This is a genomic window from Wolbachia endosymbiont (group A) of Andrena fulva (assembly GCF_964026815.1).
In the GTDB taxonomy this organism is placed as follows: Bacteria; Pseudomonadota; Alphaproteobacteria; order Rickettsiales; family Anaplasmataceae; genus Wolbachia; species Wolbachia pipientis.
In genome coordinates this window covers 1,093,423-1,108,511 of the sequence record NZ_OZ034701.1, presented here as the reverse complement: position 1 = coordinate 1,108,511, position 15,089 = coordinate 1,093,423, and the positions used below count along the sequence as shown (strand labels likewise).

Genomic DNA, 15,089 nt, shown 5'->3' with positions numbered 1-15,089 from the left:
GATTATATCTAAGAAAAGGAAATTTAGCTATTACATTTCTACACTAATTTAAAGCAGTCTATTCTATAAATTTTTTTACCATGCTTGATTTCAAGCCACGAATAAAATCTTCAATACTGCAAGGATTTCTCCCTTCCATTTGTACAACTTTAGGAATTAAAGTGCCACCTTTTAAACTTATGTGCATATTATCGTTAACAATCTTACCTTGTTCTGAAGCGAGAGCTTCAAAGTCAGCATCAAGTATCCTGATACGTTTATTTTCTATCTTAATGAATGCTTTTGGGTAAAACGCTTTAACCTTTCTATAAGCAACTTCACAGGCATCACTTGCATAAATTTTATAGTCTTCCACTTTGTCAGCGTAACATGCATTGTTATCGTTCTGTTTTAAGGGAAGCTGTTTTTCAATTTCGTTTAGCACTTTCAGCAGTAAATCACTGCCTAGCTTAGATAATTTATCATGCAATGTCTTGTAATTATCGTTCTTTTCGATAAGAAATTTTTCCTGTTTTAAAATAGGGCCGGAATCTAATCCTTCATCCAATTGCATAATGCTAACCCCGGTTTCTTGATCTCCTGCTAAAATTGTGTGCTGTATCGGGGCTGCACCACGCCACCTTGGTAGTAATGAAGGATGAATATTAATACAACCATATTTTGGAATATTCAAAATTTCTCTTGGAAGTATCAACCCATACGCGGCTACAACTGCAACGTCTGGTTTGAAATTTCTAAATTTTTCTTGCTCTGCCGAAAACTTTAGAGAGATAGGAGTACATACCTCTATGTTACTTTCTTCAGCGATAACATGTACTGGAGATTTCGTTGGCTTCTGTCCACGCCCCGAAGGTTTTGGAGCCTTGGTGTATACTGCCACCACTTCGCTCTTTGATTTCAGTAACAAGCTCAGAGAATTAACAGCAAATCCTGGTGATCCCATGAAAATAATTCTCATGGTGTTTTTGCTTTAAGAATTCTCCGCTAATTTACCACTTACAGTTTCTACTAATTTGGCAAAATCATCCTTATAATTAACTGCCATCTCAGCAAGAATTTTTCTATTTAAATCAATGCCGGCAAGTGTAAGACCATGCATAAACCTACCATAAGTAAGCCCATGCTCTCTTGCTGCTGCATTAATACGTATTATCCATAAGCTACGGAAATCACGTTTACGGGTTCTTCTGTCTCTATAAGCATATTGCAGTGCTTTTTCAACTCTTTGTAATGCAATTCTATAACAACTTTTTGCGCGCCCTCTATAACCCTTTGCCAGTTTCAATATTTTTTTATGACGAGCGTGAGTAGTGACTCCACGTTTTACCCGAGCCATTTTATTTTACCTCCATTTTGTTAAATACCGTAAGGCATATGAAGCTTAACTATACGCGAGTCAGATTTACCAAGAATCGTTGTACCGCGCTGATTACGAATATTAGATTTACTTCTCTTTACCATGCCATGCCTTTTGCCTGACTGAGTAGAAATAACTTTACCCTTAGCTGTAAGGTGAAAGCGCTTTTTCACAGAAGATTTGGTTTTTAATTTTATTTTCTTCATATTCCAAATAAATTTACAAGCACTACTATTGAGTTCTTTAATAGTAATTAAGCATTAGTATAAATAATTTTATTAAAGAATCAAATTAAAATTGTATATTAAAGGAGTTTAAAAGTAATTACGCCCAATATGTGTGTTATACCTTCTTTATTCCCAAGTGGCAACAATACTTGCCTCATTTTAACACTTTCACTTTCTTCCTCTTCGTTGATTGGACATTTACTCTCTATTACAGTATCAAGTTTATCAATAACTGCATCTATTTTATATAGTCGCAAAAATGGTGCATCAATTGCATACTTATTATCAATACGCGTCTTGTTCTCAAAACCATAGAATTCAACAGCCTTTTCTCCTGCATTTTCACAAATATAACCTTGATCCTTGACTTCAATGACAAAACAATGCTGCCATGATTCCATTATTTCTGCAGTGTCTATTTCATGCCTTTCTGGCCAATCTCTGTCTGATCCTTTTATGTCATTCCAGTGTTGAGTCACCACATTTGCTATTCTTTTTTCTTTGCCTACATAAATTTCCATTCCAATTTCCACATATGAAACACAGATATGAGGTAAATTTATCGTGAATATATTGATTTTTTCTTACCACAAGGTGCATGTCACTAGAAGTTCTGAGATCTAGAGAGTGGTATTGATTTTATTTCCATTGCAGCTTATTATTCATGAATAATCTCAATAAAAACGATGAAGCTAAACGAAATCAGAGAAAGATTTATAAAATTTTTCGTAAGTAATGACCACGAGCAGGTTTCTTCTTCTCCTTTGATTCCAGAGCATGACCCAACGCTCATGTTCACAAATGCTGGTATGGTGCAGTTTAAAAATATTTTTACTGGTGCTCAAAAAACTGAAATGAAGCGTGCTGTTTCAAGTCAAAAGTGCCTAAGAGCAGGCGGTAAACACAACGATCTTGAAAATGTTGGCTATACAACTCGGCATCACACATTTTTTGAAATGCTCGGAAATTTTAGCTTCGGTGATTATTTTAAAGAAACCGCGATAGAATTTGCGTGGGAATTTATCACTAAGGAGTTATCTCTTGATAAAAACAGACTATCCATAACCGTCTACCATACTGATGATGAGGCGTACGAGATTTGGCGTAAGATAAGTGGCTTTTCAAGTGATAAAATCATAAGAATTGCAACGGATGATAACTTTTGGAGTATGGGAAGCACTGGTCCGTGCGGTCCATGTTCTGAAATTTTTTATGACCATGGGAGTCCTAATTTACAAGAGGGCGATAGAATTGTTGAAATCTGGAATCTGGTATTCATGGAATTTAATAAAGATGAAGAAGGTAATTTACATAAATTGCCAAAAAAATGTATCGATACTGGAATGGGCCTTGAGAGAATAGCTGCTGTAATGCAAAATGTCCATGATAACTATGATATTGATTTATTTTCTGCTTTGATAAGTAAATCACAGGAGTACTGTGGAAGAACGGAAAATAAAATAGCGCATAAGATCGTAGCAGATCATCTTCGCGCGGCTGCATTTCTCATCGCAGAAGGAGTGCTTCCTGGAAATGAGGGCAGGAATTACGTATTACGCAGATTAATTAGGAGAGCCGCGCGTTATATTCACCTGCTTGGATATAATGATTCCCTACTCCATCGTATTTTTCCAGTGTTGATAGATAGCACGAGTTCGGCTTATATGGGGGATATTTATCCTGAATTGATCAGAGCCAAAAGCTTAATAGAAACGACGTTAAAATCAGAGGAAGAAAACTTTAAAGACACTTTGATGAAAGGTATCAATCTCCTGGAGAAATTCACTGCAGATTTAAAACCAGGCGATACTTTGCCTGGAGAATCAGCGTTTAAGCTATATGACACCTACGGATTTCCTTTGGATATTACACTCGATATTTTAAAAGAGAAAAAAATAAATTTTGACCAGAAGGGTTTTGATGATGCAATGGGAGAACAAAAAGAGAGAGCACGTGCTAAATGGGCTGGATCTGGTGAAAAATCTGTTGAGCAAGTATGGTTTGATTTGATCAATAAATTTGGCAAAACAAAATTTGTTGGTTATGAGTTCAATGAAGTAAGTGATGCGAAAATACTAGCTATAGTTTCCTCTAAAAATGAAGTAATTGATTCTGCAAAGGAGGGAGAAAAGATAACCATTATACTTGATAAAACACCTTTTTATGGCGAGTCAGGTGGACAGGTGGGAGATGCTGGAAGTTTCATTGTCATCCCAACTGGGCCAGCGTCACGCGCTGGAATGACACAAGACCTAGGTGTAATCACAGTGGAAAATACCAATAAGGTTAATGACCTATATTTGCACAGATGCATAGTTAAGTTCGGTTCAATTTGTAAAGTTAACACAGTTGCAGCAAGCATTGACAAGGAAAGAAGGCAAACCTTAAGAAGAAATCATTCAGCTACACATCTTCTGCACTTTACACTCAGAAAAATTCTAGGTGATCATGTCACTCAAAAAGGTTCCCTAGTTGCACCGGATAAGTTACGATTTGACTTTAGTCATAACACTCAAGTTACTCAGGATCAGCTATTCTTAGTAGAAGATATGGTAAACTCTCTAATCAGAGAAAACCTTTCTACGTCTACAAAAATTCAGAGCATGAATCAGGCAATAGACGAAGGAGCTATGGCGTTATTCGGCGAAAAATATAGCGATCAAGTAAGAGTAGTGAAGATTGGAGATTCAAGGGAACTGTGTGGTGGCACACACGTTGAACATACTGGAGAAATTGGTTTGTTTAAGATAGTAACAGAGAGTTCTGTTGCTTTTGGAGTGAGGAGAATTGAAGCTTTAACTGGTCAGGAAGCAATCAATTATGTACGTGATAATGAAATTAACTTAAAAAAAGTTGCAGAATTCGTAAAAGCGCCAGTGAGTGAAATAACAAGCAGATTAAGTATTTTAAGTCAAGAACACAAAAAATCCGAAACCAAAATAAAAAACCTATATAAAAAGCTTGTGAGTGCAGAGAATATAAAAAGCACCGAAATAAATGGAATAAATTTTATAAGCCACACTTTCACTGATATTCCAGCAAATGTAATAAGAGAGTTTGTTTTGCAGCAACAAAAACCAAAAACGGTAATAGCTTTTACGGCAACAGAAAAAGATAAAACAGTCTTGATTATTAAAGTAAGTAAAGACTTAATCAATAAGATTAGCGCAAAAGAACTAATATCCATAGCAGTTAAAAAGAACTGTGGTGGGAATGCTGAACTTGCACAAACAGGCTGTGATAGCAATAAAATAGATGATGCCATTACAGCCATTTATAGCAAAATAACAGCTTCTAAGCACTCTACGTCATACCACCACGGACCGTCATACCGCCGCGGCGCTAACAAGCAGCGGGATACTTAACCATCGTCTACACCGTCATACCGCGATTCATTCGCGGTATCTCTTAGCCGCTAACAAGAGATCCCGCTAACAAGCAGCGGGATGACGAATTACTATGCCGCCGCGAACCGTCATACCGTTGCAAACCGTCATACCGCGATTCATTCGCGGTATCTCTTAGCATAGATCCCGCTACCTGTTAGCGGGATGACGGTTGTCAGGCTAGCTGTCATCCAAGTAGCTCGACTACTTGGATCCAGGAAAAAGAATGGTGTCATGAAAGTAGCTGACACTGATTCCTTTATGATGGTGTCATCCCAGTGCCCAGACACTGGGATCCAGGAAACTTAATTGCAAGTAATGCATTGGATTTGGTGAGTATGGGTTTTGCGTTATAGAATGAAGCACTTTTGGTGAATTTATAAAGAAAGCTGGATGCCAGTGGGCTTTGTTGCATCGCTCAAGTGAAAAGAACTGGCAGTTACTGACAAAATTCATTATAAATAGCGATTTAACTGTTGAAGAAAAAATATGCCACAAAAAATGAGGGTCAGTAACCATAGCGAATATAACAAATTTCTAGAAAAAAGAGGAAATATTTTTCATTATATCAACGAAGCCATAGAAAAGTGGTACGAGAATGGTCCAAAAATACCAGGTGGCAACAATATTTATAGCGATAAAGTTGTAATTTTGGTGCACATAATAACTTGTTTATTTAGAATAGGCCTGAGGCAAACAGTTGGGTTTATAGCAGGATACCTTGAGCAAATTGGGAAAAATTTGCAAGTTATCAGCTATTCACAATCATCAAGAAGGTTTAAGAAACTCAATATTAAGATCAATGATTGCAGAAAATAATATGGAAGATATCGAAATTGCTATAGACAGTACAGGAATTAGTATATACAACAACACTCCTGGTCATAGCAAAGAAAATAGCGAAGATAGAAAGTATCGCAGCTATGAACAGACAAGAAAATTGCATGTAATGTTGAATACAAACAGCAAAAAAGCCATAGCTGTAAAATACAGTAACGGCTGATCACTATGGAGCTTGTGATTTGCTAAAAGAAGTCGATTTTCAGTATGTCATAAAAGTACTATATGCAGATAGGGCATATGACAGAGAAAAGCTCTATAAGCTGTGTAATCAATATGGTATAAAAACGAAAATTCCTCCGAAAAACAACGCAGCAGAGCATCCAAAGTTAGACTATATGGCTGAGAGAAATTCTGCAGTCAAGCTCATAAAGTCATATGATGAAGATGGTATAAAGAAGTGGAAAAAAGAGATGAGTTATGGAAAAAGATCTTATATAGAAGGTTTTTTCTCGCGATTAAAAAAGACATTTGGATTTAGTTTTAGGAACAAATCTGAAATGAATCGTGAGAGGGAACTGCTACTCAAATGTTATTTGCTTAACAAATTTACTGAAATAGGCATGGCTAAGTTTGAGATAGCTTCATGAATTTATTGTACGTTACCTACTATCCGAAGAGCGATGCAACAAAGCCATCCCAGATACTGTCTCTGCTGTCAAACAAATTATCCAACAAAATTACAATTAAATGGTTGATTATTTTTAAGAATACCAAAAAAGACATGCATTAATTTTCGCATTAACGCAAGAACTATGACTTTTGGACATTTGCCTTTACTTGCTAGACGCTGACAAAACTTTTGAAAATGATTATTATGGTTTTTGACTACTATAGCTGGCATATAAAGAGCTTTTCGAATACGCTCAGATCCTATTTTGCATATGCAACTTCTCTTACTTACTGACGATCCCGATTGATAATGTCCTGGATTTAGACCAGCAAAAGCTGTAAATTGTTTAGCATTGTCAAAGTTATCAACTGATGGCATTTCTGCGACAACAGCAACAGCAGTAAGATATCCTATACCTTTTATAGTCTTAAGGTTTTCCACCATATTTTTTAGATGTGGATAGTTATTTATATGCTCATTAATTTCTTTTTCGAGAACAATAATTTGCTCCTCTATTGCCAAAATTACTTTAGATATAGCTTCTTTGCAACTGGAATGCATATTTTTGTTTTCCAAGCGATTTGTCTGTTGCACCTTATCATCTTTTAGCGATTGCATGCAACGGTAAAGCTCCCTCAAATGCCTCATTTCAGGTGCAATGGGCTTCCAAAGAGCAGATTTGTTGGCGATACAAAATCTAGCTATCATAGCTGCATCTGATTTATCTGTCTTATTTCTGAGCAGCTCACTTTTGCCAAAAGCTTTCTGGGTTTACTATACTGACATTATGTCCTAAATCGTGCATAAAAGTAGCCAAATCTTCTCCATACCAACTAGTTGCTTCAAGACATAAATGAGTAAGATTTGCTCCATGGCCATTGCACCAAACTACAAGTTTTGCAAAACCATCTTGATTATTTTGAAAGACTTTGTGTCGTTTTTTACTGTCCACTAACAAACATCAAATTTCTTTTTTGAAATATCCACACCCAAAATAGCATTTACTTGCATAAAATTGCCTCCAAGACTATAAATAAACTGAGAGTTTAGACTAACCTTGTAATACGGGATATAATTCCAAAAGATACTGTTCAGTCTTTAACTCTATGGGAGGGAAGCAAAATCTGGCTTAATGGCATTAGTGTCGCATCAGCTTCACCCTCCCTGTGAGGTATTTTAGCTCTAATGCCTCACATCATAAAGATACAAGTGTCACGCACTGGGATGACATCATCCTTTTTTTGGGATTCCAGCGTCACGCGCTGGAATGACACCTCTCTTGGGCTCTCTTAGCTATAAATATTAAGGAATTTACCAAACGAAAAAAAAGGCAAAAGAAGCCCCGTGGTTGGCTAATTACTTACATTATACTTTCAAGTATGGCGTTTTTTTATTCTAAACGCTTAATAACCGCGATTTAGTTGCTTTTAAGCCGCAACTAATCTAAATTATAAACATTAAGAAATTTACTAAACAGAAAAAAAGGCAAAAGAAACCCTAGGGTAGCTAGTTATTCACTATCCATTTTTTAAATCGGCGTTTTTTGATGTTTTAAATGCTTTATAAGCGCATTTCAGCTTATATTAGGTAAAAACCTAGAAATTTTATAAAGACATAAGGTGCACATAGTGCAAAAAATTAAACATGGGACGCCAGATACGTGAGTTTTTTTGTCATTTAATCTGTACAGAGAAGATAAATAAATAGCTTCAGTTTCATGATAAGGGAGCTGGCGAAGGGTGTCAAGTAAGTTTTTTCGTTTCTATTTCCAATAAAAGTTTGTTACATGGTTATGCAAGAAGTCTATTTAATAGCGCTTTCTATGAGAGAAATCGTATTATCCATTCCATAAAGCTTTATGAAAGATCCCATTCTTGGACCGGTTTTTTGGCCAAGTAACGTTTCATATAATAGCTGAAACCAGTCACGTAAGTTAGTGTAATCATATTTTTTTCCAATAGAAAATACCTGAGATTGAATTTCTTCAGCAGTAGCAGTTATAGATAGAGAATGTAAAGTGTCCTTCAAATCTAGTAACGCTTCTTTCTCTTTTTCATTTGGAGTTTTATATGATTTTGTTGGCTTGATAAAATCGTGATAATACTTTACTGCAAAGTCTGAAAGTCTATCAAGCATTTTATTATTTTCTGGTGTAACGTTTGGTGCATAAGAGGATATAAAACCCCATAGGATCTCTTTGTTTTCAGCATTACAAGCTGCTGCTAGGTTTAAAAGTAGTGAGAAATTTATGCCTGAAGTTTCTATACTGGGAACATTGCCCTGGTGAATGTGCCAAGCAGGATTATTTATATCCTTTTCTTTGTTCTCATGATAACGCTTTACAAATTCTAAATATTCATCAGTTGATTTTGGTATCACATCAAAATATAAACGTTTAGCTTTTTTAGGACTCTGAAAAATGTACAATGCTAAGCTCTCTGTTGGTGCGTAAGTTAGCCACTCTTCAATTGAAATGCCATTTCCTTTTGATTTTGATATTTTCTTTCCTTCTTTATCAAGGAAAAGCTCGTAGCAAAACAGAAGTGGTGGCTTTTCTCCAAGTATTTCACATATTTGACTTGAAAGCACAGCAGATGGAGTTAAATCTTTTCCGTGAGCTTCGTAATTTACTCCAAATGCGGCCCACCTCATTCCCCAATCAGGTTTCCATTGCAGTTTACATTTTCCTTTTGTCACTGGAACTTCTATTTTTTCCCCGTTTGGGTCTTCATATGTGATTGTTCCTTTCTCTGTATTTGTTTCAATTACTGGAACTTGTAAAACTTGAGAAGTTTTTGGGCATATTGGCAAGAATGGACTATAAGTCTGCTGTCTTTCTTCCCGAAATGATGGAAGCATTACGTCCATCACTTTATCATAATTTTTCAGTAAGAGTAAAAGTTTTTCATCGTAAACGCCAGATTTATAACACTCTGTTGCACTCCTGAACTCGTATTCAAATTCAAACATATCAAGAAATTTACACAACAATGAATTCATATGATGACCATAACTCTGATGAGTGCCAAATGGATCAGGTATCATAGTCAATGGTTTATTTAAGTGCTCTCTTAGCATCTCTTGATTTGGCACATTATCTGGTATTTTTCGCAAACCATCCATATCATCTGAAACTGCAATGATTTTGGTTTTTATACCAGGAGCTATTTTTTTTAATGCATTTACAATAACTGTAGTGCGGAAAACCTCTCCAAAGGTTCCTATGTGGGGTAAACCAGAGGGTCCATAACCAGTTTCAAATATTATTTCTTTTTTATTAGGAAACTCTTGCAATATTTTTTCTGCTTCTTGAAATGGCCAATTTGTCATTATCGGGATTAAATAATGTATCTTAACTTAAAGTGCTACTAGTTTCAATGGATTTTTAATATAATGATATAGTATTAGTGTTAGAGCTATTATTAGAAGGTTAAAGATATGTCCACAGGTAGTATACAAACAGATCAATTATTTAAAGGTCTTACAAGACCTGCAATGCTCTTTGGTGTGAGTTATATGTTTGCAATATTAAACGTCCTGATTTGCATGCTAATTTTCATTAATTCAAATGATTTAAGAGTGATTCTCTTAATGTTACCAGGTATACATGGACTTGGTTATATAGCTTCTGCAAAAGAACCGTTGTTTATTGAATTATTTATGGTAAAATTGGGAAAGTGCTCGAAATGTTTAAATCGTTTTTACCATGGAGCCAATTCTTATGATATTGCTTAACGTTGTGTGATGCTGAGGTTTAGGGCTATTCAATCAAAGAATAAATCTACTCTGAACAGGGAAGTTCACGCTGCTGAATTTATTCCTTATTCTTGCTATTGGAATAGCACAACCTTGATGACAAAAGAAAATTGGTTGGTTAAGGTTATAAAATTAAGTGGTTTTGCATTTGAAACTGCCGATGACGAGGATTTAGTCATACAGAACAACATCAGGAATCAGATGCTAAGAAGCATTTCATCTCCGGCATTTAGTTTGTATTTTCATACTATCAGACGTAAGAAAAATATTTTTTCTGATGAATTTGCAAGTCAAGGTTTGCCGAATTTTTTCGCTAATCACGTAAATCTAAAATGGAGAGAAAAACACGCAACAAGGCAATCATTTATTAATGACCTATACATTACGATTATCCGTAGAGCGGACACAAAAGGAGTAGAATTTTTGTCACATCTACTAAAAAAATTCGGACATGTAACTTCAAAACATGCTTGGGAAAGTGATATACGTACCACGTATGAAGATTTAGAGGAAACGACAAATCGTGTAGTGACAAGCCTTAGAAATTATTCGCCTAAAATTCTTGGAGTAAAAGAAACTCCAGATGGTTTGTTCTGCGAAATAATGGAGTTTCTATCTAGAATCGTAAATTGTGGCTTCGTTACAAATACGCTTTTTCCGCTAAGAACTGAAATATCAAGATACTTACCAGTACATAGGTTATTCTTTGGCCGTAAGATGATACAGGTTGTGACTCATAATGAGAGTAAATATGCTGGAATAATTAGTATCAAAGAATATGGAAATCATACTTCTGCAGGAATGCTTGATTCGTTTTTACAACTTCCTTACGAGTTTATAATTACGCAATCTTTTCAATTTATAAACAGGCAAATGGCGATTGGAAAAATGCAGATACAGCAAAATCGAATGATACAGTCTGCAGATAAAGCTATTTCTCAAATAGCAGAAATTTCTCAAGCGCTTGATGACTCAATGAGTGGTAAGATTGCGTTTGGTCAACATCACCTGACTATTTTATGTATAGAAAAAAGTCCTAAATCATTGGATAACGCTCTGTCGTTGGTAGAATCAGAGCTTTCTAATTGCGGTGTTTACCCTATACGTGAGAGAGTTAACCTTGAACCAGCATTTTGGGCGCAAATTCCTGGTAATTTCGATTATATAGTGAGAAAAGCTACAATAAGTAGTCTTAATTTGGCTGGATTTGCATCTCAACATAATTATCCTACTGGTAATAAATTCAATAACCACTGGGGAGATGCCGTTACAGTTTTTGACACGACATCTGGTACTCCATTTTTTTTCAACTTTCATATAAGGGATGTTGGACACACTATGATAATTGGCCCAACTGGTGCTGGTAAAACTGTTTTAATGAATTTCCTGTGTGCCCAAGCGATGAGGTTTTCTCCAAGGATATTCTTTTTTGATAAAGATCGCGGTGCAGAGATTTTCTTAAGAGCACTTAGTGGTATCTATACTGTAATAGAACCAAGAACTAAAACAAATTTTAATCCTTTACAACTTGATGATACCTCTGATAATAGAACATTTTTAATGGAGTGGATAAAGTCTTTAATTTCGGTATATAATGATAAATTTACTTCAGAAGATATTGCACGAATTAATGATGCAATTGAAGGAAATTTTAAATTAAGAAAAGAAGACAGATTCTTGAGAAACCTCGTACCGTTTTTAGGGCTTGCAGGTCCTGATACTCTAGCTGGGGCAATATCTATGTGGCATGATAATGGTTCTCATGCTGCAATATTTGACAATAAAGAAGATTTGCTAGATTTTTCACGAGCAAGAGTATTTGGTTTTGAGATGGCTAGCTTGCTCAAAGATCCTGTTGCTCTTGGACCGGTCTTGATTTATTTATTTCATAGGATTAGTATATCTCTTGATGGCACTCCATCTATTATCGTTCTTGATGAGGCATGGGCGTTAATAGATAATCCAGTTTTTGCACCCAAGATAAAAGACTGGTTGAAGGTACTGAGAAAACTAAATGCTTTTGTGATTTTTGCTACTCAGAGTGTTGAGGATGCAAGTAAAAGTACTATTAGCGATACGCTTGTACAACAAACAGCGACACAGATTTTTTTACCAAATCTGAAAGCTACTAGTGTCTATCGGGATGTTTTTATGTTAACTGAACGTGAATATATATTAATTAAGCACACAGATCCGAGTACTAGATTCTTTTTGGTGAAACAAGGAGTCAATGCTGTAGTAGCTAGAATAGACTTAAAAGGCCTGGATGATATAATCAACGTATTATCCGGACGTGCAGAAAGTGTTCTATTGTTACACGATATATTAAATGAAGTTGGGGACAACCCAAAAGTATGGTTGCCTATATTTTATCAGAAGGTAAAAAATGTTTAAGACTAAGCTGTCATTGCTATTAATTGCGATATTTTTACTAAATATAGACTTTTTACTCTCATATCCAGTGCTTGCAGATGGAGTAAGTGGTACTGACAAGACAGAATTTGTTAGCAGATTTAATTCCACTGGCAGTTTTAGTCGTGCCTCTAATCCTGATTGTGGAGCGTTTAAAACAGCTGCAGCACTTGCTGGAATAGCGATTGCTGTTGGCGCAATATTTACTGGCATTGTTTTGATCGTTTCTTCTGCTGGTTTGTTTACCGCTCTTGTTATTGTTGGAATGATAGCTGCAATTGTTGGAGTCTGGAAAGCGATAGGAGGGCTTGTTGTTTGTGAACATAGTTTTGTTAAACACCCAGTTGCACGTGATCATGATGGAAAATACAAAAATTTTAAATTAGAAGACACAGGTTATAGTGGCTGCACCAATGAAAATTACCAAACAGAAGAGGAATATTTTTCTTGTTTGCAAAATAAAGCTCGGGAAGACGTGAACAAAAAAGATTATGACGGGAAAAGAGCAGAAAAAGAAGCCTTAAATTCTAACGTTCAGGAGAGTACAGAGAGTTATTACTGGCCAAAAAACGGTGTGCAATACAGTGAATATATAGAAGTATGTCATCGAAATCCTTTGACATTTGGTCATATTTTTAGTGATGTAGACTTTGATGTAAGAGAGAAAGATACTGGATATGAAGGTGGGTCATGGTCCCCGAAGGTTGATGGTGAGCTGGAATGTAAAGTTCTCAAAGCAGGAGAGAGCGAACCCATACATGGAGCTACATTCAAAGCAGTAAGAAAAATGGGCAGATTATGTGTGGAGTTAGCAAGTGTGAAAATGCTTGGTATCGAAATGACTCCTTGGCCGCAAGGGGTTGATATGGGGTGCACGGAATTGCCACCTGACCCGATTGCTCCTATGTGTGAAAAATCTGTGATGATATTCAAAAATAAAGATGGCACAGGGAAAGAAGAAGTTTCTATTGGTAATGATAATGACTATAAAATTAATATAAGAAATAAGGAAAGAGAAGGAAAAATTTTTGTAGGTTACGACAATAAAGGCTGTTTTAGCTCGTATGTCTCTGAAGCTTGTTATAACCAGGCAGGGAGTAAATCATTAGCTCCTATTCCCGTAACTTCTATGATAGTACAATGCATTAAGGAATCGTTAGATAATTTAGTTGCAGGTATTGATTCAAGTGGCAGCCCACTTAAAGATAAAGATGGACATAACAAGGGCAGTTTCTTATCTGTAGCACAGAAAAGGCTGAAGAACACTGTAACTGCTGTTTTGGTTCTAGCTTTAGTATTGTTCTCTATAAAAGCCATGTCTGGTGGAGTTCAGAGGCCTCAAGAAATGTACATGTTGATCATAAAATTCGCTTTAGTGATTTACTTCACAACAGGCAGTACCATGTCTCATTACTATGGAGAATTGACTCGTCTCTCAAATGGCTTGTCAGAAATAGTGCTAAAAGCATCATCTGAAAGTAAAGGCATATGTAATTATAAAGCTAATGATTATAAATATAGTACAGGAAATTATAGCTATCTTGCACCTTGGGATAGGCTTGATTGTAGAATTTTGTTTTATTTAGGTGCCCCTTTAGATGGAATTGGTGGCAAAATTGGTACTGGAGGTGTTGCAACATTAGCAGTCTTGCTTGGTGCTGCTCCTGTCTTATTAGTTGCAGGTTCGGTAATCGGTATTATTTTTGCTGGTGGACAAATTTTAGTAGCTCTTGTCTGTATATTTATGGCCGTTCTGATGATGATGGTTATTTTGTGGCTGTGCTATGTATTTATTTTATCTCTAGTTGCTTTAAGTGTAATCATCATTTTATCACCTTTGTTCATTCCTATGGTTTTATTCCAACACACCAAAGGATATTTTGAAGGCTGGGTGAAAGAGTTGATTACCTATAGCTTATACCCGGTTATCCTTTTTGCGTTTTTGTCCTTTATGTTCATAGCATGTGATAAAATCTATTTTAAAAATTTAAATTTTGAACTGGACGAGTCATATAAAAATGAACAACCGGACAAGTCATATGAAAAGAAACAAGCAGAAATCTCATATAGTAAGAAAAAACAGTGGTTTAAATTGAAAGATGGGGAATGTGATAAAAATGAAACTACTCTTGCATGTATGATGCAAAATTATAGCTTTAAAAAGAGCAGCATACTTGGTCTATTCGACTTTACATACATGGAGTTTGGCAGCTCTCTCATCGGAGAATTATTAAAATTGTGTTTAGTATTATTCCTCTTTTACCACTTTTTAAACATTCTTCCTGGCATGGCTGCCGAACTTGCTGGTAACCATAGAGCAGCACTCGGTTCTGGTAGTACACCTGGACAAATGGTGGGCAAAGCTTTATCTGCTGCCAAAGCTGCTGCTGGAGGTGTTGGTCAAGCTGCTGCTGCGGCTGTCAAGAAGGCAAGAGGTATTGATGGAGGAGGTGGAGATAGTGGTAAAGGTTCCAGCGAAAAGATTAACTAAGGTGGCG

Annotated in this window: 15 protein-coding genes; 7 read left to right on the top strand and 8 right to left on the bottom strand. The window is 36.0% G+C overall.

Translation table 11 applies throughout. The features are described 5' to 3' along the window. Window positions 1–58 precede the first annotated feature (58 nt). The 4 genes from fmt to AAGD84_RS05485 form a co-directional block, all read right to left on the bottom strand. The gene (fmt, locus tag AAGD84_RS05500; RefSeq protein WP_264722956.1) at window positions 59–958 is read right to left on the bottom strand and encodes a methionyl-tRNA formyltransferase; all 900 of its coding nucleotides are present in this window, start codon (window positions 956–958) and stop codon (window positions 59–61) included. A gap of 12 nt (window positions 959–970) precedes the next feature. Then, the gene (gene rplT / locus AAGD84_RS05495) at window positions 971–1,336 is read right to left on the bottom strand and encodes a 50S ribosomal protein L20 (protein WP_006279340.1); all 366 of its coding nucleotides are present in this window, start codon (window positions 1,334–1,336) and stop codon (window positions 971–973) included. 20 nt (window positions 1,337–1,356) lie between these two features. Beyond that, window positions 1,357–1,563, bottom strand: coding sequence for a 50S ribosomal protein L35 (gene rpmI / locus AAGD84_RS05490; RefSeq protein ID WP_007548610.1), 207 nt, complete (start codon window positions 1,561–1,563; stop codon window positions 1,357–1,359). A 98-nt stretch (window positions 1,564–1,661) separates the two neighbouring features. Continuing rightward, on the bottom strand, window positions 1,662–2,105 hold the full coding sequence (locus AAGD84_RS05485; protein WP_341817928.1) for a PAS domain-containing protein: 444 nt from the start codon (window positions 2,103–2,105) through the stop codon (window positions 1,662–1,664). A 165-nt stretch (window positions 2,106–2,270) separates the two neighbouring features. Between AAGD84_RS05485 and alaS the strand changes: the two genes are divergently transcribed. Continuing rightward, window positions 2,271–4,949, top strand: coding sequence for an alanine--tRNA ligase (alaS, locus tag AAGD84_RS05480; protein WP_341817927.1), 2,679 nt, complete (start codon window positions 2,271–2,273; stop codon window positions 4,947–4,949). 280 nt (window positions 4,950–5,229) lie between these two features. On the opposite strand, the gene AAGD84_RS05475 is transcribed toward alaS, so the two are convergent. Continuing rightward, on the bottom strand, window positions 5,230–5,385 hold the full coding sequence (locus AAGD84_RS05475; protein WP_236514716.1) for a hypothetical protein: 156 nt from the start codon (window positions 5,383–5,385) through the stop codon (window positions 5,230–5,232). 74 nt (window positions 5,386–5,459) lie between these two features. Between AAGD84_RS05475 and AAGD84_RS05470 the strand changes: the two genes are divergently transcribed. Genes AAGD84_RS05470 through AAGD84_RS05460 form a run of 3 tightly spaced genes read left to right on the top strand, consistent with a single transcriptional unit; the run spans window position 5,460 to window position 6,400 of the window. Continuing rightward, complete coding sequence (locus AAGD84_RS05470) at window positions 5,460–5,789, top strand: transposase (protein WP_007548762.1); 330 nt, start codon at window positions 5,460–5,462, stop codon at window positions 5,787–5,789. Next, window positions 5,773–5,973, top strand: a complete 201-nt coding sequence (locus AAGD84_RS05465) for a hypothetical protein (protein WP_010082383.1) — start codon at window positions 5,773–5,775, stop codon at window positions 5,971–5,973. Before AAGD84_RS05470 ends, AAGD84_RS05465 begins: the two co-directional genes overlap by 17 nt. 19 nt (window positions 5,974–5,992) lie before the next feature. Further along, window positions 5,993–6,400: a transposase gene (locus AAGD84_RS05460; RefSeq protein WP_051062209.1), complete on the top strand. Its 408-nt coding sequence runs from the start codon at window positions 5,993–5,995 to the stop codon at window positions 6,398–6,400. A 77-nt stretch (window positions 6,401–6,477) separates the two neighbouring features. Here AAGD84_RS05460 and AAGD84_RS05455 read toward each other — a convergent pair whose 3' ends face one another. The 3 genes from AAGD84_RS05455 to AAGD84_RS05445 form a co-directional block, all read right to left on the bottom strand. Beyond that, a complete protein-coding gene (locus AAGD84_RS05455; protein WP_341817926.1) occupies window positions 6,478–7,131 on the bottom strand; it encodes a transposase in 654 nt (217 codons plus the stop codon). Window positions 7,132–7,168: 37 nt separating this feature from the next. Beyond that, a complete protein-coding gene (locus AAGD84_RS05450) occupies window positions 7,169–7,375 on the bottom strand; it encodes a hypothetical protein (RefSeq protein WP_182309225.1) in 207 nt (68 codons plus the stop codon). An 851-nt stretch (window positions 7,376–8,226) separates the two neighbouring features. Further along, window positions 8,227–9,753, bottom strand: coding sequence for a lysine--tRNA ligase (locus tag AAGD84_RS05445; RefSeq protein ID WP_265038027.1), 1,527 nt, complete (start codon window positions 9,751–9,753; stop codon window positions 8,227–8,229). 108 nt (window positions 9,754–9,861) lie between these two features. Between AAGD84_RS05445 and AAGD84_RS05440 the strand changes: the two genes are divergently transcribed. From AAGD84_RS05440 to AAGD84_RS05430, 3 genes are read left to right on the top strand one after another with little or no spacing between them, the layout of a single operon-like run. Then, complete coding sequence (locus AAGD84_RS05440; protein WP_007548615.1) at window positions 9,862–10,158, top strand: type IV secretion system protein VirB3; 297 nt, start codon at window positions 9,862–9,864, stop codon at window positions 10,156–10,158. A 9-nt stretch (window positions 10,159–10,167) separates the two neighbouring features. Then, window positions 10,168–12,573 (top strand): VirB4 family type IV secretion/conjugal transfer ATPase, encoded by a 2,406-nt coding sequence (locus AAGD84_RS05435; RefSeq protein ID WP_341818169.1) that lies wholly within the window; start codon window positions 10,168–10,170, stop codon window positions 12,571–12,573. Then, a complete protein-coding gene (locus AAGD84_RS05430; RefSeq protein WP_341817925.1) occupies window positions 12,566–15,082 on the top strand; it encodes a type IV secretion system protein in 2,517 nt (838 codons plus the stop codon). Before AAGD84_RS05435 ends, AAGD84_RS05430 begins: the two co-directional genes overlap by 8 nt. Window positions 15,083–15,089: the final 7 nt, after the last annotated feature.

Bases quoted from the DNA above. Each gene is read 5' to 3' on its own strand.
- fmt (WP_264722956.1), bottom strand. From the start codon at position 958: ATGAGAATTATTTTCATGGGATCACCAGGATTTGCTGTTAATTCTCTG.
- rplT (WP_006279340.1), bottom strand. From the start codon at position 1,336: ATGGCTCGGGTAAAACGTGGAGTCACTACTCACGCTCGTCATAAAAAA.
- rpmI (WP_007548610.1), bottom strand. From the start codon at position 1,563: ATGAAGAAAATAAAATTAAAAACCAAATCTTCTGTGAAAAAGCGCTTT.
- AAGD84_RS05485 (WP_341817928.1), bottom strand. From the start codon at position 2,105: ATGGAAATTTATGTAGGCAAAGAAAAAAGAATAGCAAATGTGGTGACT.
- alaS (WP_341817927.1), top strand. From the start codon at position 2,271: ATGAAGCTAAACGAAATCAGAGAAAGATTTATAAAATTTTTCGTAAGT.
- AAGD84_RS05475 (WP_236514716.1), bottom strand. From the start codon at position 5,385: ATGCAACAAAGCCCACTGGCATCCAGCTTTCTTTATAAATTCACCAAA.
- AAGD84_RS05470 (WP_007548762.1), top strand. From the start codon at position 5,460: ATGCCACAAAAAATGAGGGTCAGTAACCATAGCGAATATAACAAATTT.
- AAGD84_RS05465 (WP_010082383.1), top strand. From the start codon at position 5,773: ATGATTGCAGAAAATAATATGGAAGATATCGAAATTGCTATAGACAGT.
- AAGD84_RS05455 (WP_341817926.1), bottom strand. From the start codon at position 7,131: ATGATAGCTAGATTTTGTATCGCCAACAAATCTGCTCTTTGGAAGCCC.
- AAGD84_RS05445 (WP_265038027.1), bottom strand. From the start codon at position 9,753: ATGACAAATTGGCCATTTCAAGAAGCAGAAAAAATATTGCAAGAGTTT.
- AAGD84_RS05440 (WP_007548615.1), top strand. From the start codon at position 9,862: ATGTCCACAGGTAGTATACAAACAGATCAATTATTTAAAGGTCTTACA.
- AAGD84_RS05435 (WP_341818169.1), top strand. From the start codon at position 10,168: ATGCTGAGGTTTAGGGCTATTCAATCAAAGAATAAATCTACTCTGAAC.
- AAGD84_RS05430 (WP_341817925.1), top strand. From the start codon at position 12,566: ATGTTTAAGACTAAGCTGTCATTGCTATTAATTGCGATATTTTTACTA.